Source organism: Stieleria sp. JC731, assembly GCF_020966635.1.
GTDB lineage: Bacteria > Planctomycetota > Planctomycetia > Pirellulales > Pirellulaceae > Stieleria.
Map to the genome: position 1 here is coordinate 1,091,251 of NZ_JAJKFQ010000011.1, position 24,488 is coordinate 1,115,738.

The 24,488-nt window shown below is 54.3% G+C and carries 14 protein-coding genes; 7 read left to right on the plus strand and 7 right to left on the minus strand.

What is annotated here, in order from left to right:
• Nucleotides 1–67 precede the first annotated feature (67 nt).
• From LOC67_RS20930 to LOC67_RS20945, 4 genes are all read left to right on the plus strand, one after another.
• Nucleotides 68–1,930, plus strand: a complete 1,863-nt coding sequence (locus LOC67_RS20930) for a carbon starvation protein A (RefSeq protein WP_230264757.1) — start codon at nucleotides 68–70, stop codon at nucleotides 1,928–1,930.
• A 252-nt stretch (nucleotides 1,931–2,182) separates the two neighbouring features.
• Entirely contained in the window at nucleotides 2,183–4,006 is a 1,824-nt protein-coding gene (locus LOC67_RS20935) for a sigma 54-interacting transcriptional regulator (protein WP_230264758.1), read from the plus strand.
• A 63-nt stretch (nucleotides 4,007–4,069) separates the two neighbouring features.
• Nucleotides 4,070–5,335 carry a glycosyltransferase gene (locus LOC67_RS20940; RefSeq protein ID WP_230264759.1) on the plus strand — a complete coding sequence of 422 codons (1,266 nt, stop codon included), beginning with the start codon at nucleotides 4,070–4,072 and terminating at the stop codon, nucleotides 5,333–5,335.
• A gap of 166 nt (nucleotides 5,336–5,501) precedes the next feature.
• Nucleotides 5,502–7,595 (plus strand): TolC family protein, encoded by a 2,094-nt coding sequence (locus LOC67_RS20945; protein ID WP_230264760.1) that lies wholly within the window; start codon nucleotides 5,502–5,504, stop codon nucleotides 7,593–7,595.
• 201 nt (nucleotides 7,596–7,796) lie between these two features.
• Here LOC67_RS20945 and LOC67_RS20950 read toward each other — a convergent pair whose 3' ends face one another.
• The 4 genes from LOC67_RS20950 to LOC67_RS20965 form a co-directional block, all read right to left on the minus strand.
• Entirely contained in the window at nucleotides 7,797–7,994 is a 198-nt protein-coding gene (locus LOC67_RS20950) for a hypothetical protein (protein ID WP_230264761.1), read from the minus strand.
• A gap of 657 nt (nucleotides 7,995–8,651) precedes the next feature.
• Complete coding sequence (locus LOC67_RS20955; RefSeq protein WP_230264762.1) at nucleotides 8,652–9,869, minus strand: type II secretion system F family protein; 1,218 nt, start codon at nucleotides 9,867–9,869, stop codon at nucleotides 8,652–8,654.
• Between the two features lie 4 nt (nucleotides 9,870–9,873).
• Nucleotides 9,874–11,568: a GspE/PulE family protein gene (locus LOC67_RS20960; RefSeq protein WP_230264763.1), complete on the minus strand. Its 1,695-nt coding sequence runs from the start codon at nucleotides 11,566–11,568 to the stop codon at nucleotides 9,874–9,876.
• 120 nt (nucleotides 11,569–11,688) lie between these two features.
• A complete protein-coding gene (locus tag LOC67_RS20965; protein WP_230264764.1) occupies nucleotides 11,689–14,757 on the minus strand; it encodes a secretin N-terminal domain-containing protein in 3,069 nt (1,022 codons plus the stop codon).
• Between the two features lie 497 nt (nucleotides 14,758–15,254).
• Here LOC67_RS20965 and map point away from each other — a divergent pair, with 497 nt between their 5' ends.
• Both map and LOC67_RS20975 read left to right on the plus strand, forming a co-directional pair.
• A complete protein-coding gene (map, locus tag LOC67_RS20970; protein ID WP_230264765.1) occupies nucleotides 15,255–16,058 on the plus strand; it encodes a type I methionyl aminopeptidase in 804 nt (267 codons plus the stop codon).
• A gap of 368 nt (nucleotides 16,059–16,426) precedes the next feature.
• Entirely contained in the window at nucleotides 16,427–17,284 is an 858-nt protein-coding gene (locus LOC67_RS20975) for a ThuA domain-containing protein (protein WP_230264766.1), read from the plus strand.
• 52 nt (nucleotides 17,285–17,336) lie between these two features.
• On the opposite strand, the gene LOC67_RS20980 is transcribed toward LOC67_RS20975, so the two are convergent.
• From LOC67_RS20980 to LOC67_RS20990, 3 genes are all read right to left on the minus strand, one after another.
• Nucleotides 17,337–19,367: a cytochrome c3 family protein gene (locus LOC67_RS20980; protein ID WP_230264767.1), complete on the minus strand. Its 2,031-nt coding sequence runs from the start codon at nucleotides 19,365–19,367 to the stop codon at nucleotides 17,337–17,339.
• A gap of 90 nt (nucleotides 19,368–19,457) precedes the next feature.
• Nucleotides 19,458–20,288, minus strand: a complete 831-nt coding sequence (locus LOC67_RS20985) for a hypothetical protein (protein WP_230264768.1) — start codon at nucleotides 20,286–20,288, stop codon at nucleotides 19,458–19,460.
• Nucleotides 20,289–20,290: 2 nt separating this feature from the next.
• Nucleotides 20,291–22,117: a cyclic nucleotide-binding domain-containing protein gene (locus LOC67_RS20990; protein ID WP_230264769.1), complete on the minus strand. Its 1,827-nt coding sequence runs from the start codon at nucleotides 22,115–22,117 to the stop codon at nucleotides 20,291–20,293.
• 276 nt (nucleotides 22,118–22,393) lie between these two features.
• Between LOC67_RS20990 and LOC67_RS20995 the strand changes: the two genes are divergently transcribed.
• Nucleotides 22,394–24,154, plus strand: a complete 1,761-nt coding sequence (locus tag LOC67_RS20995; RefSeq protein ID WP_230264770.1) for a TlpA family protein disulfide reductase — start codon at nucleotides 22,394–22,396, stop codon at nucleotides 24,152–24,154.
• The last annotated feature ends 334 nt before the right edge of the window (nucleotides 24,155–24,488 follow it).

Consider the following 24,488-nt stretch of genomic DNA (forward strand, 5'->3'; position numbering starts at 1 on the left):
CTTCCACCACCCCCCGTTATCCTGCCTTTCCCCAATCCCAGAAGTTCCGGAATCGATCCGGCTAGATATGAGCACCTTGGTTGTCGCAGTTTTGTCGATGGTTGGGTTCATCGTTGCCTACAACACCTACGGACGATGGCTTGCCAAGCGATTGTTCGCACTGACAGACGATGCGACGATGCCCAGCGTCGAATGTCGTGATGATGTTGATTTTGTACCGACCCGAAAATCAATCGTCTTTGGCCACCATTTCACCAGCATCGCCGGAACCGGGCCGATTGTTGGGCCGGCGCTTGCCGTGTTCTGGGGATGGTTGCCGGCTCTGTTGTGGGTGATCTTTGGATCAATCTTGATCGGTGGGGTCCACGATTTGGCAGCCTTGGTCATTTCGATTCGAAACCGCGGCCAAACCATCGGTCAAGCGGCGGGGCGACTGATTTCGTCACGTGCCAAGATCTTGTTCTTGGTCGTCCTGGCATTGGCCCTTTCGATCGTGTTGGCAGTGTTCGGATTGGTGATCGCCAACATCTTCAATTTGTATCCCGAATCGGTCCTTAGCGTTTGGGTCGCGATGCCAATCGCAGTCGTGATCGGGTTGCGTTATCGACAAGGCGGCGGATTGGTCGTTCCGAGTCTGATCGGATTAGCGCTGCTTTATGTCGCCGTTTATGTGGGCGCATATTGGCTTCCGCTCGATTTGGCCAACATGTTGCCCGCCGAACATGCTTACTTGAACCCGGTGGTTGTGTGGACGTTCGCGTTACTCGCGTATGCTTTCGTCGCATCGGTTTTGCCCGTTTGGCTTTTGTTACAGCCACGCGACTATATCAACAGCCTGCAACTGTTCGTTGCATTGGCGCTTTTGGTTGGTGGCCTTGGTGTGGCATCCGTTACGGGGAAGGCGGACCTGATGGCATCTGCTCCCGCGATCGCGACCGAGGTTCCTGCTGACGCGCCGAGCATGTTCCCGTTCCTTTTCATTACGATTGCATGTGGTGCGTGTAGTGGTTTTCACTGTTTGGTCAGCAGCGGGACCACCAGCAAGCAGTTGGAAAAGGCGACAGATGCACAAGCGGTTGGCTACGGCAGTATGTTGCTCGAAGGCATGCTCGCGGTGCTCGTGATCCTGGCGTGTTCGGCGGGAGTCGGCATGGGATCACTGCAGCGGACGGTCGTCTCCGCTGATGATGCAACCGCTGATGCCCCTGTTGGTACGGTGCTGATCACCCGGGGTGCGGTCACAGGACAAGAGGCTTGGCGAGACTATTACCGGACCGGAGCCAACGGTGAAGAAGACGCCGGTTGGAACAAGCAGAACCTAGCGAAAAAGCTGCGAGCGTTTATCGATGGCGGTGGAAACTTTTTGACAACGTTGGGGATACCGCTACGTCTTGCGATCGCGACCATGGCGGTTTTGGTTGCCTGTTTTGCGGCGACGACATTGGATACGGCAACGCGACTGCAACGGTATGTGCTCAGTGAATTGGCGCTCAGTGCGAATGCAAAACCCCTGGCAAACAAGTATGTTTCCACCGGGATCGCGGTGGGAATCGGCTTGGCAATCGCAATCTTTGCCGGCGAAAAACCGGGTGCCGGTGGGATGACTTTATGGCCACTATTCGGAGCTACCAATCAACTGCTGGCAGGGTTGGCGCTGTTGGTCGCAGTCGTCTATCTGGCCCGCCGCAGCAAACCGGTGGCCGTGGTCCTAATCCCAATGTTCATGATGCTGCTAATGCCAGCTTGGGCGATCACGCTAGACCTGTACTATAAGTGGATTCCGCAGCAGAATATCGTTCTGAGCTTATTTGGGCTGAGTATTCTCGCACTTCAAGTATGGATGACCATCGAAGGCGTGATCGTATTCCGTCGCTGTCGCGGAGTTTTGGAGCCACCAATCGAGGTGGCGTCATCGGGGGTCGGAGCGTAATCTGGATTTCCGAAAAGGACGGTGTGACGAAATGATTCGCCGCATCGGGCTGCCCATCGCGGTGTTTTCCCGGGGGGGGCGTCTAGGAGTGGAACCTTTCTACAGTAAAAGCGTCTTTTCCGGTTGATATCATTGCAAAGCAGGAAACTCTAGCAGCTTGAATACGATAACCAGCAGCAGCCCCCATTTTCGGCGTAGCGAACGCCTCCCAATGTAAATCCGCTGGTTAGTCACCAACGACGTGAACGAATCATGGTCGCCTACCTCGCAGTCCAGAACGGCCCCGAAAAAGGCCGGCATTTCCTATTGGATCCCGATCGCCCGATGCATGTCGGGCGAGGCTCCACGTGCGAGATCATGTTGTCTGATCCGGTCGCGAGCCGCTTTCATGCCGTCGTTTACTTCGAAGAAGGCCTGTGGCAGGTGCGCGACACCGGCAGTCGCAATGGCACGTTAGTCAACGGTCAGAAAATCGACTCGGCCCAGATCATCGATCAAACGCTGGTCAAAATCGGCGGCACAGAGATTCTGTTTGTCAGCCCCGATGAAGACACCGAGGTTGAAGAGGCGTTTCAAACGATCGTTCAAGACATCTCCATGTCGGGGCAGGACGAATACGACGATCCGATGCGTGACATCGCGCACGCGGGGTATTTGTTTGACCTTTATCAGCTGAGCCTGTCGATGCTGCGATCGGGCAATCCGAATGACATCATCGATTCGGTGTTGGAACTGCTGCGTGATCGAGCCAACGCGGACGCGGTCGGCTTGTCGTTTGATATCGGTGACGGCCGCCAACGTCCCCATAAAGTAAGTCCCGCCGATCAGCTTGACCGAGTCAAAATCAGCAAAACAATTTTGCGGCGAGTCATTGGAAACGGCGAAGCCATTTGGGCAAATGACAAACGGTCCGATGACGCCGATGATTCGAAGGAATTGTCGAAGAAGCAAAAGTGGTCCGACGCGATTTACGTTCCGCTGGATACACATGAAGCGAACATCGGTGTGCTGCACCTGTATCGGGATGAGCCATCGTTCAATGAGATCGATTTCGAATTGGCTGTCGCGGCAGCACGCCTTTTGGCCATCGGTCTTCAGCGTGCGTTGGAGCATGACACTCTGAAAGTCGAAGCCAAGCAGATCGCTCAGCGCAACGCGGATACGGATGAGCTAATTGGCGAAAGTCAGGTGATGGTTCGGCTGAAAGAAAAGATCACACGTGTCGCAAAAGCCAACGGCTGTGTCCTTATCCGCGGCGAAAGTGGCTGCGGCAAAGAGCTTGTCGCGCGAGCCGTTCATCGCAGCAGCAAACGTTCTCGCCGTCCAATGCTGACCGTGAACTGCGCCGCGATACCTTCGGAGCTAATCGAAAGCCAACTGTTCGGACACAAAAAAGGCTCCTTTACGGGAGCGGATGCCGATCACGAAGGGTGGTTCCAGCAGGCACACACTGGGACGCTGTTTCTGGACGAAATTGGCGAGCTGACATTGGAAGGCCAAGCCAAGCTGCTGCGGATTCTGGAGGGACATCCCTTCCTGCCCGTCGGCGGAACACAGGAAGTCCACGTCGATGTGCGAGTCATCGCGGCAACCAACCGAGATCTTGCCGAATTCGTTCGTGAAAAACGCTTCCGCGAAGACCTGTTCTATCGGTTGAGTGTTTTCGAATTGCTAATACCGCCGCTTCGTGAACGGGAAGGCGATATCGACCTGCTCGTGGATCATTTCCTAAATCACTTTCGAGCTCAGCACGGTCGATCTAAATTAGAGCTATCCGATCAAGCACGAAAGCGAATGCAGGATTACATGTGGCCTGGCAATGTTCGCCAGCTTCGCAATGTGGTCGACAGCGCAGTCGTCATGGCAGACGGTACCGCGATTGAGCCTGATGATTTGGGTTTGCGTGATGCCGGTGTAAGTCGCTTAGATACGTTCCGGCTCGATGAGTGGGAAAAGCGTCTGATTACCAAAGCTCTGGAACGGACAGACGGCAATGTGCCCAATGCGGCAAAGCTGTTGGGAATCAGTCGCGCGACGGCCTATCGAAAGATTTCCGAATACGAAATCGATCGTTAGTCGATCCGCTTCACAAAGCACTCGCAATTCCGTGAATCTCGCCTGGATCACAACCGCCCCCCTATGAGTCGACTCGCGATCCTTTCGGCTCCCGGTTCACGCGGCGATGTCAATCCGATGATCGCCATCGGTGTCGAACTTCGGCGTCGTGGTTTCGACGTCGCGATCGCATTGGCAGAACCCTATGCACCGATCGCCGAGGCGGCCGGACTGCAACCGCATAGCTTGATCGATCAGCAGCAGTTCGATTCGATGTTGTCGGATGCGTCGACTTGGAAATTGTTGCGAGGGATGCGGCGGGTGATAAAAGGGATCGCATCGGATTTCTTAACACCGCATTTCGAGCTGATCCAAAGGCTCTATCGTCCCGGCAAGACCGTGCTGGTGTCGCACCCGCTTGATTTTGGCTCCCGTATTTTCCGCGAGGTCGAAGAGAGTGTCCCGTTGGTGGATATTCATTTGGCGCCAGTGATGCTTCGAGTCCCACACGCGCCGGCTCGTCTGACACCGTGGCGATTCGAACCGACGGCCAACCCGCATTTGTTTAGGTTCGCCTATTGGCTGGGTGACCGAGTGATCTTGGATCCTTTGTTGTCGCCCGCGATCAATCGAATCCGTCAGCGATACGGATTGCGGCGAGTCAGTCGCGTGATGGACCGCTGGTGGATATCACCGGACCGTGTGTTGGCACTGTATCCGGAGTGGTATGCCCCTTCGACGTTGAATGTGCTTGAACAGCTTCGGCATGTCGGATTCCCCCGTCACGATGGGACGGATGAATCATTCGTGGTGCCCGACAACCGACCCGTTGTGTTTACTGGTGGGACGGCAAATTGGCATACGCGAAAGTTCTTTCAGGTTGCGGCAACGACTTGCGAGAAATTGAATTTGCCTGGTTTACTGTTGGCCAATCACCAGCAGTGCTTTCCTGATGATCTTCCAGAAATCGTGCGTGCACAAACGTATGCACCACTAGCGAAACTTCTCCCGCATTGTCGCGCGATTGTTCATCACGGGGGAATCGGTACGACTTCTCAAGCACTTGCCTCGGGGGTGCCGCAACTGGTTCGCCCGATGGCTTTTGACCAGTTCGACAATGCTGCCAGGATTGAATCCCTGTCCTGTGGGATTTGCCTGCAAAACGATCGTGACCTTGCAAGCGACCTGTGTCGCTTGCTAAATGACAAAACGATCGCTAGCTCGGTTGTTTCCACCGCCACATTGTTTGACGGTTCCTACCCAATTGGTCGGGCAGCGGACGAAATCGAAATCGTCATGACCGGTCAATCCGTAAAAGCTTTACAGCCGTCGGAAGACTTTACGGTTTGATCGGGTTATCGGGCCAGTATTCCTGGTTGGCCTATTCCAGATTTGCAGCGGGATCGGTCGATACGCATTAAGCCGATTCAGCCAGATATGGGGTTGGTTCGGATCGCACGCGTCGCGGCACCTGCCCGCGCATGTGCGCAACACGTTTCCCAATTGGGCCAAAAGAATGCTTCGTCATCGCAAGTCGACCGATTTAACCTCACGACGCACCAAGCGAAATCTTCTACATCGCATGATCGTCGCGGTGACGATGGCGACCACGACGGTTGCATCAACCGGTTGCCACGTTTGGGACCAATTGCCGGCCGGACCGCACGACACGACGACGTCCTACCATGACAACGTGGGAATGTCGATCGAGTACCCCGAAGTCGCCGAATGTGCGACTCCCGTGACCGCGGCTGCCGAATCGACCGATGCACCGCACGTGTTGCAGGATCCGTCTAAGATCCCTGCATTGGAAATGTCGCTTCCCGAAGCGATGACGATGGCGATGCAGAATAGCCCCGTCATTCGCTCGTTAGCTTCTGCGGTACCAAGTTCGACCGCATCACAGACGATTTACAATCCGGGATTGGTTGCCTCGTCATCGCAAGGCGTTGAAGCCGCTCTGTCCAACTTTGATGCGGTCTACACCAACTCGTTGATTTGGTCCACGCAAGATCAACCTGCCAACGTATTGATTGTCGATCCGGCTCAGGCGTTTTTTGCCGTTCCGGTAAACTTGGCCAAGAACGCCGCTTGGCAAAGTCAATTGCAGAAGAAATCTGCTACCGGTGCGACGTTCTCGCTGAGACATGTTGTTAACTACTCACGAAGCAACCGCCCTGCTCAGCTTTATCCCAGCAGTTTCACCGGTTGGGTCGAAGCTGAATGGCGTCAGCCTTTGCTACAAGGTGCAGGTTTGCAATACAACCGTATCGTCGGCGCCTCGCAAGTTCCCGGGCAATACAACGGTGTGTTGATTTCGCGAATCAATGAAGACGTCGCGTTGGCGGACTATGAACAATCAGTGATTCAGCTAGCTTCAGATGTCGAGCAAGCTTACTGGGATCTGTGGACCGCCTATCGGCTGCTGGAGGCTAACCTCAAAGGCCGCGAATCTGCGCTGAAAACCTATCAGTATCAGAACGTGCGATTGGAAGTCGGTGCCGGTCGTCAGGATGAAGAGGCACAGGCCCAATCGCAGTACTACCAGTTCGAGGCCAACGTTCAGTCGCAACTCGGCGGACCGACTTCCGGACTTTACACCATCGAACAGCGACTACGTTATCTGTTGGGGATGCCTGCTGCGGATGGAAAACTGATCCGGCCGACGACCGAACCGATGGACATGAAGGTCGTCTTTGACTGGAATTCGGCACTTTCGCAGGCATTGGATCGACGGGTCGAAGTTCGCAAACAACGTTTCATGGTCAAGCGCCGCGAGTTCGAACTGTTCGCCGCACGACTGAATAAACGTCCGAGCTTGGATTTGATCGGACTATATCGCTGGCGTGGTTTTGGTGACCATCTTATCGGTGATTCCGACGCTGGACGGTTTGATGGACTGTACTCGTCGATCACCGACGGGAACTACCAGGAATGGCAGGCGGGCGTCGAATTTGCATTACCGGTGGGAATGCGTCTAGCGAGCACGGCGGTTTCGAACGCCAAGCTTCAGCTGCAACGAGATCGCGCGATTCTGGCGGAGACTGAACTTTCAGTCAGCCATAAGTTGGCCGATCAGGCTCGTGCAGTTCAGCTGACATTCCAGCTGGTCGAAACCAACTACAACCGCTATCAGGCCGACTTGCGGCAAGTCGAAGTCTTGCTGCGTCGTTACTTGGATGGGACCGACAATATCAACTTCTTGCTGCAGGCCCAGCGTTCGGTTGTCCAAAGCGAAAGTGCGTTTTACCAATCGCTGGCCAACTACAATTTGGCAATTCGCGACCTCCATGTCCAAAAAGGCTCGTTGCTCGCGTACAACCAAATCCAATTGGCTGAAGGGGCTTGGGGTAGCGGCGCGACACGGGATGCCTATGAAAAAGGGCTGTTCTTGACACCTCGGCATAAACCCGCCGAAGTCATGCGGACTCCGGTCGTGACCCGCCAGGGATTTGACCCATCGGCAGCTCAAAGCACCGGTGGAATCACCGTTGTGCCGAATACCGAGGTCATTGATGGTGACGTTCCCGAAAGCCCGCTGTCGCTAGGTAGCGGAATGCCTTCGGTCGAGATTTCAGAACTGCCAACTGAAATCAAGCTTGCCGAGTAGGTTGTTAGCCCGAAGCGGCTTCGAGATGAGCAGAAGGGCTTAGCCAACAACAGGGCGGCCCAGTCGGCTCTCTATATCCTTGGGAGGCAGCTCATTCGGCCGCAGAGGTTTGTCGCAAGAAATGGCTTGGAAAGCTGCGACATAGAAAGGTTTGGGCGTCCGGACTTTTTGGCCGTCGACGCAAGTGTTCTTAATCCGTTACTACTCTGATCGATGAAAGTAGTAGCTTTTCGTCCCCGTGGTACGGATACGTTTGACTTTCCCAGCGCGCCGCTCAACCACTCTGCGATGAGGCTTTAACCCATCGGTTTCGGGAACGTCTTCTTCGATTCGAGGTGCTTGACTGACATTGAAAAGCACAAAGGCCAAAGAGGCCAGCGTTACTCCGATCCAGATCATTACAATCACCATTGGTGCATTGCCTTATTGGCTTGCCTTGATCACGACTCCGTTTTGCCCCAGTCGTATCGACGATCCATCAATACCTATTTTGCGCGATTCTTGAAATCTTTATGAAGGTGTACAATCCGACATTACATCTGTGATGATCGGCCGACACGACATTTCATCTAAAGTGAACCATCAGGTTCGCATTACCTTCATACCAAACTGCTATCAATTAAATCGGATAATCCGATTCCGTTCCGACGCGATTGATATCCATGTTGCCGATACAGCGGTCAGCTAATAACGGTTGTATCGGTTAGTCGCTCACCGCGATCGATTCTGGTTCTGGAGGTGAGGCCCATCATCCGTTGAAAGCGGTCGCTGCGAGCTTCTGCCAAGACTTCATTAAAAAACGCACGCTTTGACGGTCTTGCTAAATCGCGTTTCGAATTCTAACCGTGTATATGCCGGTTAGTTTTGCTCCAAACGCCGTCGTTGACTGATAGCCGTCTCACGTTGGTCATATTCTTGCAAAACCTGCCACCGTCGACGTGAAATATGGACACAAAAAAAGTCCACTGCGGAAGTTTTATCCCCTCCAGCAGTGAACCTTATTGATTAGGCAACCGGTAGCGAACTGCGATTGTCGCTTTGCATCGCACGAATACGCTAAGACAACTGCGTGCTGCTTTTAAGAACCGGTACTAAGAGCGCAAGAACGACGGCGAGGACAAAGAACGCCATCACCAGAAGCATCATTGGTTCAAGCAAGCGGACGAATAAATCGAGTCGACGAAAGGTTCGTTTCTCGAGTGAGTCCGCGATTTCTGGCAGTACTTGTTCAAGCGAGTTGCTTTCCTCGCCAACGCTAATCATTTCAACGACCGACGGAGGGAAGTAGCCTGAACTGCGAAGTGGCGAAGCAAGCGATTCACCACCGCGGATGTTTTCAGTGGCGTTCGCGATTGATTGGCTAAGCAAAAAGTTTGCCGAAGCTGATCGGCTGATTTCCAGCGACTTTAGGATCGGAACACCGTTGCCGAGCAGGGTTCCCAAGACTCGGCAGAATCGGGAGACGGCCAAATTCATCAGAATGTTGCCGAGCACAGGAATTTTAAGCTTTGCTTTGTCGATGAATTCACGACCGCCATCGCTGGACAATTGAACTTTTGCAGCGACTAGCAACGCCGCGATCGCGACAACAATCACCCAGCCATACGCTTGTAAGACGCCGCTAAAGCTGAGCAGCCATTCGGTGTACCAGGGCATTTCGCCCTTGGCACGCAACCGGTCAAACATCGAGTCGAACTTGGGGACAAAGAATACCAGCAGGCCGGTGATGACGACGGAACCCACCGAGAACAGGAAAACCGGATAGGCGAGGGCGCTGATGGTCCGTCCTTTAAGGTCTTCTTGTAGTTCGGTGAACGTGCCCACACGATCGAGCGCGTCTTCTAAGAAACCGCCCTCGGTACCGGCGCGAACCATGTTGATCCCCATGTCGGAGAACACACGTGGGTATCGAGCCATTGCGTTGCCGATCGGTTCGCCGTCTTCGACGCGTGATCGAATATCTTTGATGATCGCACCGAGCACCGGATCGGCGCTCTGTTCACCGAGCACGGTCAGTGCTCGCAGCATCGGAACGCCAGCCCGCAGCAGCGCAGCCAACTGACCGTAGAAGATGGCCATGGTTTGGCCTTTGACTTTCTTTCGGCTGCCCAAAATTGAGGCACCGGCCGATCGTGATTCCGATGCGGTGACTTTCGAAGGGAACAGCGATTTTTCGCTCAGCAACGAAGCGACTTCGCGTTCGTTTGCCGCTTCAATGGTTCCGTTGACAGTTTTGCCCGACATGTCGCGGGCGGTGTATGCGTAAACCGGCATGGACTTAAATCACCTCGCCTTTGGTCACTCGCAAGACTTCATCGACACTGGTGCTGCCGGCGATCACTTTGTCCCAAGCATCCATTCGCAGTGTTCGCATGCCTGTCGCTACAGCAGTTTTACGGATGTCCCAGCTGCTGGCGCGGGCTTGGGCTTGCTCGCGGATTTCGTCGTTGGTCACCAACAGTTCATAGATACCCATTCGTCCGCTATATCCCAGCTGACGGCATTCGCGGCATCCAACTGGCCGATACCAAGTGCACCCTTCGGCACGATCCCAAGGGAAATCACGAGGCACTTCGTCACGCGCCGGCGTGTAGGATTCTTTGCAATGTGGACAGAGCCTGCGAAGCAGTCGCTGAGCCAACACGCCTTCGACGGTTCCGGCAACCAAGAAAGGTTCGACCCCCATATCAGAAAGTCGAGTGAACGCGCCCGAAGCGTCATTGGTGTGCAATGTACTGAAAACCAAGTGACCGGTCAGCGACGCTTGGATCGCGTTTTCTGCCGTTTCCAAGTCACGAATTTCCCCGACTAGCACAATGTCGGGGTCATGTCGAAGGATGCTACGTAGCGATGCCGCGAACGTGAATCCGATTTTCGAGTGAACTTGGATTTGGTTGATTCCATCGAGTTGGTATTCGACAGGATCTTCCGTCGTGATGATCTTCGTCGCTTCGCTGCGGATTTGTAGCAAGCTGCTGTAAAGCGTTGTGGTTTTACCACTACCGGTCGGACCGGTGACCAGAATGATGCCGTGTGGCAATTCGATCAATTGGCTGAATCGGCTGTAAACCTCTTTTGCCATCCCGAGCTTGCCGAGGTCGAACACCATGGCGGATTTATCGAGTACCCGCATGACCAAGCCTTCGCCGTGGATCATCGGGATCACGCTCAATCGAATATCAACTTCGCGTCCGTGAACACGCAGTTTGATACGACCGTCTTGTGGCAAACGTTTCTCGGCGATGTTCAGCTTCGCCATGATTTTTAGGCGGCTGATGATTGCCGATTGAAAACGGTTGATCTCTGGCGGTGTGGGTTGTTTGTGCAAGATACCGTCGACACGATAACGCACAACGAGACCGTCGGATTGGGTTTCGATGTGAATGTCACTTGCACGAACTTCGATCGCTTCGAGCAGGATTTCGTTGACGAGGCGAACAACCGAAGCCTCCTGAGCCATCTCGCTCAGTTCGCTACCGTCGGTTTCCAGTTCTTCTAATAGCTCGACATCTTCATCGTCAGCCGCCGCCGCCATCAGGTCTTCGACCGTTTCGCTACCGACGCCAAGATGGCGTTTCATCAGTCGCGCAATTTCGGCCCGTTCGGCTACAATCGGAATGATGTTTTTGCCGGTCGCGGCACTCGCTTCATCCAGCGGATACAGATCAAACGGGTCGGCCGTCGCAACGACGATCGAACCGTGTTGAAAGCGAATCGGAAACAGAGATTGCCGATAGATCAGACGCTGTGGAAAACCTTCCAGGGCGGCTAAGTCGACTTCGGTTTCACGCAAGTCGACAAACTCCAGCCCGACTTCCTCCGCCAAGACAGACAACGCCTCACGTTCGTTCAAAAATCCTTTTTCGACTGCGGCTTGAATAACATCTTCGGTGCTTGACGCGCGGCTGTCGGCAAGCTGCTCGTCACTTAACAATCCGCGACGTCGCAGGATCTCGCCGGCGTGCATAATCATGAGTCAGAACCAGACTGGAAGGTAGGAAAGAGATTGTTCAGGCAAGATTGTAATCGATACGGCATCGCCGCCTTTGGCGAGCGAGCCGTCGAATTGATGATGTGATCGACGTCTGGAGGACTAACGTCCGCCCCGTCCGCCGCCACCGGGAGTTGTGGTTCCGCCGGGACGTCCACCACCAAAGCCACCGAACCCGCTTGGGCGTCCACCGCCGAAGCCTCCAAAGCCACCTCGCGAGCCCCGATCGCCACCACCGAATCCGGGAGGAGCGCCGCCGCCGCCGCCGAACCGAGCACGGAAGGCTTCACGCATCCGTTCGGCAGCATCATTGGCATCGCCACCGCGGTCGTTATTACTGTTCCCGCGGTCGTTGGATGTGTTGCTCTGGGTGCTCGTTTGTTGCTTCGGAGTTTCCAGCATTGCGGAAAGGGCTTCGACAACTTTGTCGCCATTGACCTTGCCGCTCAGCGAGTAAACGACCATCTCTTTTTCATTGACTTTACCGGCTTGATCCAAGCTTTCGATCAATGCCAAGATCTCTTGAAAGTCCTGGTTGGTTGCCGTCACGATAACCGAGTTGCTGGCGGTATCGGCAGAAATTGTGATCTTGGTGCGTTCGCTTTTAGGTGTCTCGTTTCCACCGCGGCCGCCTCGACCGCCACCGCCACGGAAGGCTGCGATCAAATCTTGTGGTGATGGTGCACCTCCACCGCCGCCACGTCCACCTCGGTCGTTCTGTTCCGCACCGGCGATGCGATCGGCGTAGACCTCTTTGACGATTTTGGCGACGTCGGCTGCGTTAACGTACAGCACCGGGACCATTCGCGGAGTCGCGGTGAGTGAAATGTTTTCGGGGCTCTCCTGGCGATCAATCTTTTCCAAGATCATCTCGATCAATTGCATATCGACATCGTTGGCTTGAATGAACAAAGCGTTCAGTCGCAAATCTGGAACGATGCTGACGCTGCCTGTGGTGGTCAGAACAGATTTCGATGTCGATGCGGAGTCGCCTCCGCCACCGGCCAGTCCCATCAATCCACCCAGCATGCCTCCACCAAGGCTGCTCGAAAGCGTATCGGTCAAACTGCCCGAGGTGTCACTGCCACCCATGATCGTTGCGACCAATTCCGCAGCGACATCGGCCTGGATGTACTTCAACCAAAAGATGGTGGGCAGTTCGCTAGCGGCGCCGCCCATGGGGCCGATCAGCTGGCTTAGAAGTTCTTCCAACTCATCTAGGGCTTCGGTGTCGTCCGATGCGATGCGAATTCCGTCCTCGGTAATTTCGATCAGAATGTCAGCTGGAGGCTTGTTCGCTTGAGCAAGCGTTTGTTCATTTGCAGCTGACTGGTTGCCCGAAGGAGCCCCCGCCGAGTCCGTGTTGTCGATAACAGTTTCTTGAGCAGCAGGTGCTTGGGTGAGGTAATAGAAACGTCGGGGATCGAACCTCGAAGCGTCGATGTTGGCACCCGGTTGGGCACGTTGCGGGCTTTCAGGTTGGGCGTTTTGAGGCTGCGGTGCCGTTTGGTCCTCTTCACGAAAGATTCGTCGTTCACGGATCCCGTTGTTCGAGCTTGAGCCACCTGGTGCGACGACACGGATCGCGTTTTCTCGACCCGTCATTCGCCAATACAGTTGCAGCTGACGAAGCGCGTCGTCAGCTTGGCTACCCGAAAGCGGCAACAACCGAACTTTGCCGCGCAGAATTCCGTCCGCACCTGCACCGTCAAGCTCTTCGAGCAAACGTTCGATTTGCGAGATTTCATCGGTGCTGCCGCGAACCCACAGCTTTCCGGTTGCAGGATCACCATCAACGACTGGGCCGCCCGGGTTTTCTTCGGTGACGCCGAAGTACTTGTTGATCGTTAGCAGGGCTTGCGCGGGATCGATTCGTTTTAGTTGGAAGACGCGGAAATCTTCACCGCTGCCTTCCATCTTTGCGATCACTTGGTCAATTTTGTCGTGAACAGCGGGTGTCGCAAATGCGATGATCGAGTTCGTTGACGGTTCGATGGCGACACGCGTGTTCGGTTCGTCCTGCAGCAAGGTTTGCAAGACATCAAAAACCGATGCCGTATCGGCGACGCGTACAAAGTGAGTTTTGAATTCTGGCTTAGCGGTTTCGCCAGATTCTGAGTCGTCCGACGTCTCCAACGGTTGGTCTGCTTTGGTGACTAGGTTTTCCAGAATGCTGATTTTCGATGGCAAGCCAGTCGCGTAGATGCGGTCACCGTACAGGCCAACCGAAATACGAATATCGTCGCTGGAGTTTTCGCCGAGTTCTAAACCGAGCAGTGGTCGAGCGGTTTGCAGAATTTCTTCCGCACCGCGATAAGCCAATTTAATTTCGTGCACTTCTTGAGCGCTTTGGCGAATGACTTCACGGATCGCCAACAGCTTTTCAGCCCGTTCGGTGATTTTGGCTTGGCGAGCGCTGTCGAGCACGATGACTCGTCCCCAAGGGCCGATCAATTCTGGCAGTTGTGATTTTGCTTCATCAGGAGTCATGCTGCCGAGCGGAAAGACTGATGTCACGATATCGCTCTTTCCGCGACTTTCCAGTGCATCAGGAGTGACAAGTTCGGCGAGTTCGCTGATCAGCTTGCTGGCGTTGTCGATTTCCAGATCGATTAAGAACAGCATCCGTCCACGCCGAACCAGTGCATGACCACGGTCCAGAAGCAGGCGGTTGAGCAGGTCTAGAGCTTCATTGAGCGTATAGGTGCGCGAGCGATCGATAAAAGAAACGGTACCTGGCGGGTAGCGATCGATTTGCAGCGACAGATCGCCCTCGGTGGCGAGCCAATCCAAGACATCATTCCAGCTGGCGCCGGTGAAGTTGAAACGGAGATTCGAAACCGGCGGACGGTCAAGTTCCTCTAGCAGGATCCGCGCTGCCTCTTCTGGCGTGACGTCTTCGCCCCGCATGCTGAACCCGTCTTGGTTCGATTCATTGCCGACAGAATCACTGCCGGCAGACTCGTTTTCGACCGGTGAATCGGCGGTCACATCTGCGGCGTCCGAAGGCGACACCACTGCGGATTCCGGCTGAGACGTCTCGGGGGCTTCGTTGATTTCTTGCCCATGAGCTGGAATCGACAGCAATGAAACGCCAAGGATCGCTGCAACTCGTGCGGCAACGGCCCAATCGGTGGCACAAAACCGGCTCGATAGTCGGGTGATACGCATGCTTTACGGTCGAAAATAAAAGAAAGGCTTGATGAGTAATTGCTGTGCTTGTGGGGAGCTCCGTCCCGCCCGGCACACCGGAATTGACGCGATCGCCTCGCTGGCGAAGGCCTCCGGTCAACTGATGTAACCTTGGGTGTAATCAAGGGTTCCTTTCCTTGGCGGGGGAATTCGGGGGAATAGGCGGTTTTTTGCTATTTTTGGCACCGAAAAAGGGGGCTGCGCCCCGTTTCACTTCTTCGAACCCGTCTTCGACCCTGCTAGGATACGTCGCTTCCGTTTTCTCGGTCGCCGCCTTCGCGATCTCGTCGTGCATTCCTTCGCACACGTCTGACCGGCAAAATCGGATGGAGTCGAGTATAAATAGTCGTGATCGGGCTGGCCCCGTTCACCTGACTTCGACACCGACCCACAATTCGATTGCAGCCTGCCGTTTAAGTTTATTTTGGGCTGCAACTAAGGAGCGAAGCCGGAAATCTCTAAGGATGATGACTCGAATGCTGCAAAAGCAACGCAAATTGATCCTCGATTCGAGCGGACGCGACGCGATGCGCCGCGCTGGACGCGTCAACGCAATGTTGATGGACTACATCCGACCTCACGTCAAAGTCGGCGCGAAGACCGGTGATTTGGACGAAATGATTCACCAATGGACGATCGACAACGGTCATCGTCCGGCCACATTGGGGTATCAGAACTTTCCCAAAAGCTGCTGCATCAGCCGCAATGAAGTGATCTGCCATGGGATTCCTGGCGACGAAGTTCTCACCGAAGGCGACATTGTCAACGTTGACATCACGACCATCGTAGACGGCTGGCACGGCGACCAAAGCGAAACGTTCTTGATTGGCAAAGTCGACGATCAAAAACGTGAAGTCACCCAGTGCGCTTTCGACTGCATGCACATGGCAATCGAAGCATTAGAGCCTGGCTGCCCCGTTTCGGTGATTGGCGAAACCATCGTTCCCGCAGCCCATAAACGCGGCTTTACCGTCGTTCGTGAATACGTCGGCCATGGACTCGGAAAACAATTCCATTTGGATCCTTCGATCCCTCACTTTCCAAACCGCCAAAGCAAAATCGATCGCCTGTACCCCGGCATGTGTTTTACCGTTGAGCCGATGATCAACGCCGGCACTCGATATGCCCGTTGTGATAAAAACGACGGTTGGACAGTGCGAACGAAAGATGGCCGCCCGTCGGCACAATTTGAACACAGCGTGTTGATGACCGAGGACGGTCCGGAGATCCTGACGCAGTGCTCTGAAGGTCCTCACAAAGGCCACGAGTTCAAGTGCTAACGCATTGGATATCGCTTGATGAGCGATTCGCCTTTCTTCTCAGGCGATCAACAGCGACTCGATCAATAGATTTTGCATTATCAACCAACACCTGACCGCTTAAAATTAGCCAGTGGTCCGGTCGCAGAGTCGGCACACCAATCGACAATGTCGTTGCCGTAAACTGTAACGCAGGCAGCATCGTTGTCATTGGCAATGTTGTCTTCTGCATCAATGTCTCCACTATCATTTGGTAACGCTGTCTCGATCGTCAGGACGCCTTGCTTGCACCTTGGCTTAGAAGGTGTCTCTAAGACCAGACGTTTAAATCGCGATTTGTAGCGTTGCCTCCCACCTGCTCTTCCCTTCCTCCTTCCGTGAGTACCTCCATGCTTCATTCGCTTCGTGCTTGGTTTGCGCTGTCGCTCGTCTGCCTATTGAGCGTCTCGTCGTTTGCCGCAGACAAAAAACTGAAGGTCTTGTTGGTCGCCGGCGGTTGCTGCCATGACTACAAAACTCAAACAACGTTGCTAAAAGAAGGGATCGAAGCACGCGTCTCTTCCGAAGTGACTGTCGTCTTCAATCCGTCCAGCGGTACCGACACGCGGTTCGAGATCTATGAATCAGATGATTGGGCCGATGGGTACGATGTCATCGTTCATGACGAGTGCTCGGCTGCAGTCACCGAGAAGCCCTACGTCGAACGAATTCTTGCCGCACACAAAAATGGCGTTCCGGCAGTCAACTTGCACTGCGCGATGCATAGCTATCGTTGGGGTGACTTTCGCAATCCTGTCGAAAAGGGTGCCGACAACGCTGCTTGGTACGAAATGATCGGCGTGCAGTCGACGGGCCACGGTCCTAAGATTCCTATCGATATCAGCTTCGAATCAGATAATCCGATTGTCAAAGGCCTGAAACCTTGGACCACAATCGACGAAGAGCTTTACAACAATGTGCAAGTTTTCTCAGGCACTTCGGTCTTGGTTCGCGGTGACCAGATTCAACCGCCAAGCCGACGTGCACTGAAAGATAATCCCGATGCTGAACCGACCAAGGCAACCGCTGTGATCGGTTGGACCAATCTATATGGTCCCGAGCAAACGCGGATATTTAGCACCTCGCTGGGCCACCAAAACGGAACCGTTGAAGACGCCCGTTATTTAGATTTCATCGCTCGAGGATTGTTGTGGTCCACCGGAAATCTGAACGATGATGGTACGGCCAATCCAGCTGTCGCAAAGTAGCTGACATTCCTCAAAGTCGATCTTGGGCATCATGCCAAGCACGATGCCCATGTCAGTGTTCGATGTGATACCGATGGCACGTGGTGCAGCTATCGCTCGCCGCGTTTTTAGTATGACAGGCTGCACACGTTTGCCTTTCTAAAGGCTCAAAATCGACTAGCGACGGGTCATGCTCGCCTTCCACATCACCATGTCCCTCGCTGACCTTGTGGCAATAAGTGCACTGCCCTAGTTGCGAAACGTTTAAATGGGGGCGATGCGAGAATTTCGTAAAATCGCGTTTGCCTCCAACACTCGGGATCGCTTCCCACGACGCAGGCAGTCGTGTCGCGCCACTATGGCAATCTACGCAGGCTTTGACGGCCGGGACGTTCATGAACCGTTCTTTCAGCGGATCGGCGTCACTCAGTCCGCTAAACATTTCGATCAGGCCTTTTAATACTGGGTCGGTATGTCCTGATGCACGATAGCGAATCGCCAATCGAAGGTCGTCCCGATACCAGCCACCCTCGCCGGCCATGGTGCCAGCGTCAAATTCAGGCGAGACATTCAGAGGCGTCAGTTCAGGTTCAGTGTGTTCGATCAGTGGATCATCGCTAGGGGATGATGCCAACGGATCGATCAACAATTCGTCATCGCTCGATTCCAGCAGCAGTGAGTCGGAGTTCAACAACGACGAGTCTTCGCTAAGTAAATCATCGTCATCGGCAACGACTTGGCGAACTTGTGATTGAAGGCGAAGTGCTTCTTTTATGTCAGCCGAAGCAGCTTTCGGTTTGAACCATTCGCGGCGAGCATCGATGATCAGTTGCGGCGGCAGAGTACGAAGGACGGAACCGAGTGGATGGTTGATCGTACCCGCAGTGGCAAGCCGGTTCTTAATCGCGAGATGTCCTTGTTGGCTAATTTCGTCGATCAGTCGTACCGTCGCTTCGGCAACCGATTTTGAAATTGCTTCGCTCTTGATGTTCTCGGGATTCAAACTCGAAAGTTCACCATCAGGGATTTGGTGCAATGATTCGGCGGCCTGCTTGTCGGATCGGAGTAGCAATTCCATCAGCGGTGAGATCCGGCCATCGATGAATCCGGTTGCGGATTCAGGCCAGTTCTTTTGGCGTGCAGCCGTTTCGGTAGTGATCGAAGGCACCGCTAGCAGTTCGATTCCGGGGCCGATCGTGGTCTGCATCGAGGATTCATGGCAGGCGGCGCATCCGGTTTCGAAGGCAACGGTGCGCAGCAATTCGCCACGACGGTTGGTTTGCAAACCGGCTACGACCTTGCGATCGGGATGGCAGCGGTTGCAGTCAAACCGAAGAGAACCGTTTTGCCAGCCCGGGAAATGTTTGTTTTGGTGGCTGGCATGACTAAATGCGATCGATCCGCCTCGTCCATACGGCCACTGGCCCCATTGCGGATGTGACCGATCGAATTGACCAAATTGGACGGCATGGCAGGTTTGACATTGGTTGTCGGTGACGGCAAGCAGGTGACCGTCGGCGCCATGGTGCTCTCGGTGACACACACTACATTCGATGTCGTCTTGGTCGATCGATGTTCCTGTACTTACCAGTTGCGAAAGTTGAAAACCTGGACCTTCGCCCGAACGAAATTTATCAGCTGCAGCCAATCGAAACGACTCCGTCAGTTCGTCACGAACGGACTTGGGTAAGTTATGTGCCGCGCGAGCAAGGTTGGTATTGATCGTCCGGTGATGACAGTTTAGGCAGCGGTCCGATTGCTTCACGCCCTTATGTCCTGGCGTTTCGCTTGCGGATGAAAACCAAGCGGTTACGTTCAGAGACTCCGAGTCATGGCAGGCTGCGCAGCGTTCGCTGCCGACCGACCCTGCCAAGATTTGTGCGTGCGGCGAAGAGAGTTCTCCCGGTTTGAACAGCACTGCTGACGGGATAAACCAAATCGAACAGACGCTTAATACGAGCGCACCGACTCCCCCGCCCCAATACCAGCGACGTCGGCGCCCGAACCAAGTCAAACTTGGTTGTTGATCTGATTCTCCAAGCCATTGATCGTTTGGTCGATCGTTATCAGGAGGATCAGGGATTGTGAATTCGTTCTCACGCATCGTGCATGACTGGAAACAAAATGTTGCGTTGGTTTGTTGGTCGGCAGGCGACGCCGCGATTGGGGATCAGGATTAATTCGAACGCGGACGCTACCATGCGAACTGGAACACGGCAGCGATATGAACGATCGATATCAACAACAGCAGCAACGACATGATCGCATGGAAGACAATCCAAACGCGTAGTCGCAATTGCAAGGCATACTGGTAATCCAAGTCATCGCGTTGCCGAACAAGCGAAGCGAACTGTCCTGCGATGCTGCGGCCATCCTGCTCTAGGTATCGGTGCAGATGGTTAAGGTCTCCGAGCAGTCTGCGCCGACGAGTTCCGGTGGGAACCAAGACGTAGGCAAACGAAGGGCTGGCGCTAAAAAATGGCCCCAGTGTCTTTTGGTAAAATGTTTCTAACACATCTTTCGCCGACGGCTCGGCAATCTTCTTCAGCATCGACTCGGCAGCCGTCGCCAGTTCTTTTCGAGTCCATGGGATGCGGTCGAACCGATGTTCGTGACCTACGGCGGTCAATCGTTTGGGGAGCGTTCGGCTGATGTACAAACCATAGAAGCCACTAGCCGATACCATCACGAAAAGCAGCGATAGGAACGATTCCAGCAAGCCATCGCCGATGATGCTGGGAACATGTAGCAAGTAGACTGCTGAGGTAAAGAAGCCCGTATAGATATGGAATTGAGTCCAGGTGCTGGCTTTGCCTAATGGCCAAAATGGAATTCGCCGTCGGACCCCTAGCAGGATCAGCATCACCAATCCAGCAAAAACAGCGAAACCGGAAACGAGGTGAGGTTCGCCAAGCCCATCACGTTCGCTTTTCACCCACATGCACATCAGTAAAATTGCGATTGCGGTTATTGCGATCGCGATAAAACGACGTTTGCGAATCGATAGCGATAGTGAGCCAGACATGTTCAGCTTCGCCCTTCCAGCCATTGTGTGAGAGGCTTCGATTCGCTGAGGTCGATTCGGACCAATGCATCATGAGGGCACGCCGCGACGCAGGCCGGTCCCGATGGCAGACCACGACACTGATCGCATTTCGTTGCCTTTTTAATCGGCCGACCAGACTGTTCGTCGACATAGGCACGGCCCTTTTTGTCGTTGATCTCAACCATCGCGATATTTTGATACGGGCATGCGGCAGAGCAGACTCCGCAACCGACGCAGATCGAATCATGGATGGAAACGACACCGGTATTCATATCGCGTGCGATCGCACCTGTAGGGCAACCGATCATGCACACGGGGTCGTTGCAGTGCATGCAAGCTTGCACAACTTGCAGCCGATCATGAACGGCACCCTGCCGAACAAACCGTGGGTTGTTGTCATGGACATCGGCACATGCGCGAACGCAGTCATCGCATCGCGTGCATCGATGGAGATCGATCACCATCGCGTCGCGACCATTGTTGAAGCGATTTTGCACGACGAATTCTAATAAGCTCGTCGATTCGAACGAACTACCCATGGATTCTTGGGAGTCTTGTGGGCTCGTTTGCTTTTGAGTTGCTGGTTGAGTCCGGCGGTTTTCGGTGCGGTTGAGACGTCGATCTTTCAACGCGTCAGTCTTCGTCCCGACAAGGTGACCGACGACTTCAGGAAGTTCGTTTTTGCGAACGTGTGGTAAGACATCTGCAGCAAAAACTTCTACCGGGATTGCTAGGGCGTCGAGAAAGCCGACCGCTCGGAGCGAATGTTGGTACGGAATCGAAGGCATCGATTCGGGACGAAACGCGTTGTACGAGATCTCTTCGAGGCCGAAGAATTGTCCTTTCCCTAGATAGGCTGTTGTTTGGTGGCCTGCGCCGTGACGGACGCATAGTCGTCCAAAGCCGCTGCGCACAATGATCAGTTCGGTCGGGAATTGTCCTTGGTCAAGCACCAAAGGTTCCGACGCGATTTGTTCGTTTGGAGGTAGCTTGCGGGTTTTCTTGTAGTCTGCGTTCCATTCCAGTCGGCCATAAGACCGCAACTGGGTGGACTCGATTACGCGTGCCATGTTTTCTTCGGGAACAAAACGCAGCAGAGGAATTTCCCTGAGGTGTACCGGCAGCCAATGGTTGCGATAGTGATTTTCGAGAGTGTCGGCGAACTTGCGATCCCGACGGAGGACACGAAGACCTTGCCAGCGAATTTCGAGCAACGCCGCTTCTGTTTCGGCAATGACGGTGGCGGTCCGTGGTGAACGGTACATTGCTGCGACTTCGCCAAAAAGTTCGCCGGGGCCGAGGCTAACGTTTTCGTATCGATTGAAGATCGCGTCGGTGTCTTGAAGGAAGACTGCTTGCCGATCATCGATGTCACGGATCAATTTTGAACGATCGTTGGTCGCGTTGATGCTGACTTGTTCCGACGATCGACTTTCGCGAAAAGGTGAGCGGCCGAGATATCGCCGCAGTGCTTCCAGCCAATCGATCACACGTGTTGCTTCACGTCCGAGTTGACTTTCGGGTAGCGAATCGAGCAAGGCTCGGACGCTGCCGGTAATCACTAAAAAAGCGCTGTTGCCGTAGTCGCCCTCGCGGACAATGACTTCGCCCGGTTCGACACGGTGCAGTCTGCAGTCATAGCGGAGAATTCCGTCTAGCGGAGTCGCCTTGGGAAACGCCGATCGATCCATTCCGTTGAAAGGCGCCCGAGTGCGCAACCATGCCACATCGGCATCGGACATCGATGCGTCGAGTGGTTTGTCCCAGCGACTGGGACGTTGCACGGGGATCGTTTGAGCCTTTTCCATCGTTTCTTCGATAGGTGCTCCAAGCGATCAAAGTCAAGGCAGTCTGGGTAAGGCGGCATGCCTTTGGTGATCCTTCCGCTAAAAAACTTTGGTGCGGGACGCGTCATCCCGTTCGGCGGGTAATCAGTTCGGCTATCCCGGGGGGCATTGGTAAGCAAGGCAGTGTGTTGTCAGGCTGGCGCAGTCTTTGACCAGCGCTTCGGATATAGTCTGAAGAGTCGTTTGTTGACCAGGGTTGGTTTTCAAGTTCATTCATCAATGATTTGTGGCACCGGCATGATTCGCCATTTCAGAAAAACATTCTTCGTAACGATCTGTCTCGGAGTCGTCGTTGGGGCCGGGTGCAATCGGTCCTCCGAGCCCGGCGATGCCGAGGTTTCTGCTGGTGAGACCGCGGGTGGAAGTGGATCTGTGCTGACGGGGGTCGAAAACGACGCCGCCGGTAAGGCTGTGAATGCGACCGCTTCTGGAGCTGATCGTGGAAAAGTGACGGAGGGAAATCAGCCGAGCGAGTTGACGCCACCTGTTGTGGCGGGGGCGGCAAGTTCAGGGCTCGGTCAAACAGGGGCACCAGTTGAAGAGCTTCCGGTGACGCCCTTGGTGATGGCACCGGTCGATAGCGTCGATTCAAGTTCCGAGAAAATCGCCCTTGCCGGAAAGGATCAAGGTTCCGCAGCGGCGGGTGGCGATCAAGCCGATTTGGCCGATGAGCTTAATCGTCGTCAACTGCGAAGCGACTTTACTGCTCAGGAGTTGATCGATTGGCTGCAGTATTGTGATCGCGATATGGAGGCGATTGCTAAGGGGAAGACGCAGCTGAAGGATCCGATTGAGATCACGAAGATGCTGGAGGCGATTGCTCGCAAGAAGCTCGAGGCGTCACTGCAGTTGAAGAATCATGCTGACGCGACGACTGATCAGCAGACGGCGGGTTTGCGTGGACAGATTCAATCATTGTCACATTTGGCTTCGATGGGTGATCTTGCGAGTGCGAAGGCTTTGAAGGCCCTTGCGAAAGAGAATCTCAAGTCGCCGATCCCTTCGGTTTCTAGTGACAGCCGAATTGTGTTGATCGGTTTCGCGATTGATGAACTGCGAGCCGGTTCGGACGAGGCTGCTGACGAGATGTTGGAGCTTGTTAATTCGATCGAAGCATCTTCGCGGGTTGATATCCCAGCGGTATTGATGTTGGCAGAGGCTCGGCAAGTGCTCAGCGACTACGGGATGATTGATAAGGCAGCCGCTGTTCGCGAGCGGATCTTGGCGCTGTATGGTAACTCGGAGGATCCCACGATTGCTCAGATCGCTTCGGATGCTGCTGGGACTGCCAAGTACGACCGAGCGCGACGCTTGTTGGATGCGATTTTGGACAACGATGAAGTTGCAATTGCTCGATGGGTCGATGTTGTCGACGAGTTGCTAGCGGATTCACCTGATGTGTTCACGGTGCGGTTTTTGTTGGAGTCATCGTTGCACCTTGAGGTGTTTGATCGCGGGGAATTCGTCGAGGCGACTTTCGAGCGTTTGTCCGATGCATTCAGTGGGGATGAATCGGCGATTGCGAAGGAGGTTTTGACAGCGCGTCAAGCGATGCAGGCGCGGAAGTCGGTTGTCGGGACGACATTTGATTTCGCGAAGTACCCGGTAATTGTCGGACAAAGTGTTGCTCCGCCGGACTACGAGGGCAAAGTTGTATTGATGCCTTTTTGGGTGATGCAGATCCCGGTTTCGCTACAAATCGTTCCGAAGTTGAAAGAGATCGAACAGGCCGAAGCGGGGCGAGTTTCGATCATTGGGATGAATTTAGATCCCGAGGAGTCGCCACTACGAGAATTTGTCGCTCGGAGCGGGCTTGGGTTCCCGAGTTTCCGCAGTGTTTCATCGAGTGAAGGTGGCGTCGCGAATCCTGTCGCGGCGGAATTCGGTTTGGTATCGATGCCCTTTGTCGCCGTGATTGGCAAAGACGGAAAGGTAGCCGCGATTGATTTTTCCGGTCTACGTCTGGATCAAATCGTCGCCGACGAACTCGCCAAATAGCTCAGCCCCAAAGTACCCGGCACTCTCCGCGGGGCCGACATTCTCTACAGCCCATTCCAAAGGGGACATAGCACGTCACCTAAATTTCCATCAGGGATTCCATCAGGGACATAGCACGTCGCCATTCTCAGGATCCTTTCATAGGGGACATAGCACGGGGACAATTCCACGGGGATATAGCACGTATGCAAGTGTCAAAGTTCATCGGGGAAAAGTGCTCAAGGGACAGGGCACGCGTTTCTCGTCGGGGACATTGCTTCCAGTTTCAGCGGGGACATAGCATCATAAGCAGCCTTTCTGGGGGCACTGTGCTCACGGTCTTTGCAGGGTTGCC

What these genes read in the sequence shown, in the direction of transcription:
- LOC67_RS20995 (WP_230264770.1), top strand. Translation starts at nt 22,394, where the DNA reads ATGATTCGCCATTTCAGAAAAACATTCTTCGTAACGATCTGTCTCGGA.
- LOC67_RS20975 (WP_230264766.1), top strand. Translation starts at nt 16,427, where the DNA reads ATGCTTCATTCGCTTCGTGCTTGGTTTGCGCTGTCGCTCGTCTGCCTA.
- LOC67_RS20965 (WP_230264764.1), bottom strand. Translation starts at nt 14,757, where the DNA reads ATGCGTATCACCCGACTATCGAGCCGGTTTTGTGCCACCGATTGGGCC.
- LOC67_RS20935 (WP_230264758.1), top strand. Translation starts at nt 2,183, where the DNA reads ATGGTCGCCTACCTCGCAGTCCAGAACGGCCCCGAAAAAGGCCGGCAT.
- LOC67_RS20950 (WP_230264761.1), bottom strand. Translation starts at nt 7,994, where the DNA reads ATGATCTGGATCGGAGTAACGCTGGCCTCTTTGGCCTTTGTGCTTTTC.
- LOC67_RS20930 (WP_230264757.1), top strand. Translation starts at nt 68, where the DNA reads ATGAGCACCTTGGTTGTCGCAGTTTTGTCGATGGTTGGGTTCATCGTT.
- LOC67_RS20960 (WP_230264763.1), bottom strand. Translation starts at nt 11,568, where the DNA reads ATGATTATGCACGCCGGCGAGATCCTGCGACGTCGCGGATTGTTAAGT.
- LOC67_RS20940 (WP_230264759.1), top strand. Translation starts at nt 4,070, where the DNA reads ATGAGTCGACTCGCGATCCTTTCGGCTCCCGGTTCACGCGGCGATGTC.
- LOC67_RS20980 (WP_230264767.1), bottom strand. Translation starts at nt 19,367, where the DNA reads ATGCGTGAGAACGAATTCACAATCCCTGATCCTCCTGATAACGATCGA.
- map (WP_230264765.1), top strand. Translation starts at nt 15,255, where the DNA reads ATGCTGCAAAAGCAACGCAAATTGATCCTCGATTCGAGCGGACGCGAC.
- LOC67_RS20985 (WP_230264768.1), bottom strand. Translation starts at nt 20,288, where the DNA reads ATGTCTGGCTCACTATCGCTATCGATTCGCAAACGTCGTTTTATCGCG.
- LOC67_RS20945 (WP_230264760.1), top strand. Translation starts at nt 5,502, where the DNA reads ATGCTTCGTCATCGCAAGTCGACCGATTTAACCTCACGACGCACCAAG.
- LOC67_RS20990 (WP_230264769.1), bottom strand. Translation starts at nt 22,117, where the DNA reads ATGGAAAAGGCTCAAACGATCCCCGTGCAACGTCCCAGTCGCTGGGAC.
- LOC67_RS20955 (WP_230264762.1), bottom strand. Translation starts at nt 9,869, where the DNA reads ATGCCGGTTTACGCATACACCGCCCGCGACATGTCGGGCAAAACTGTC.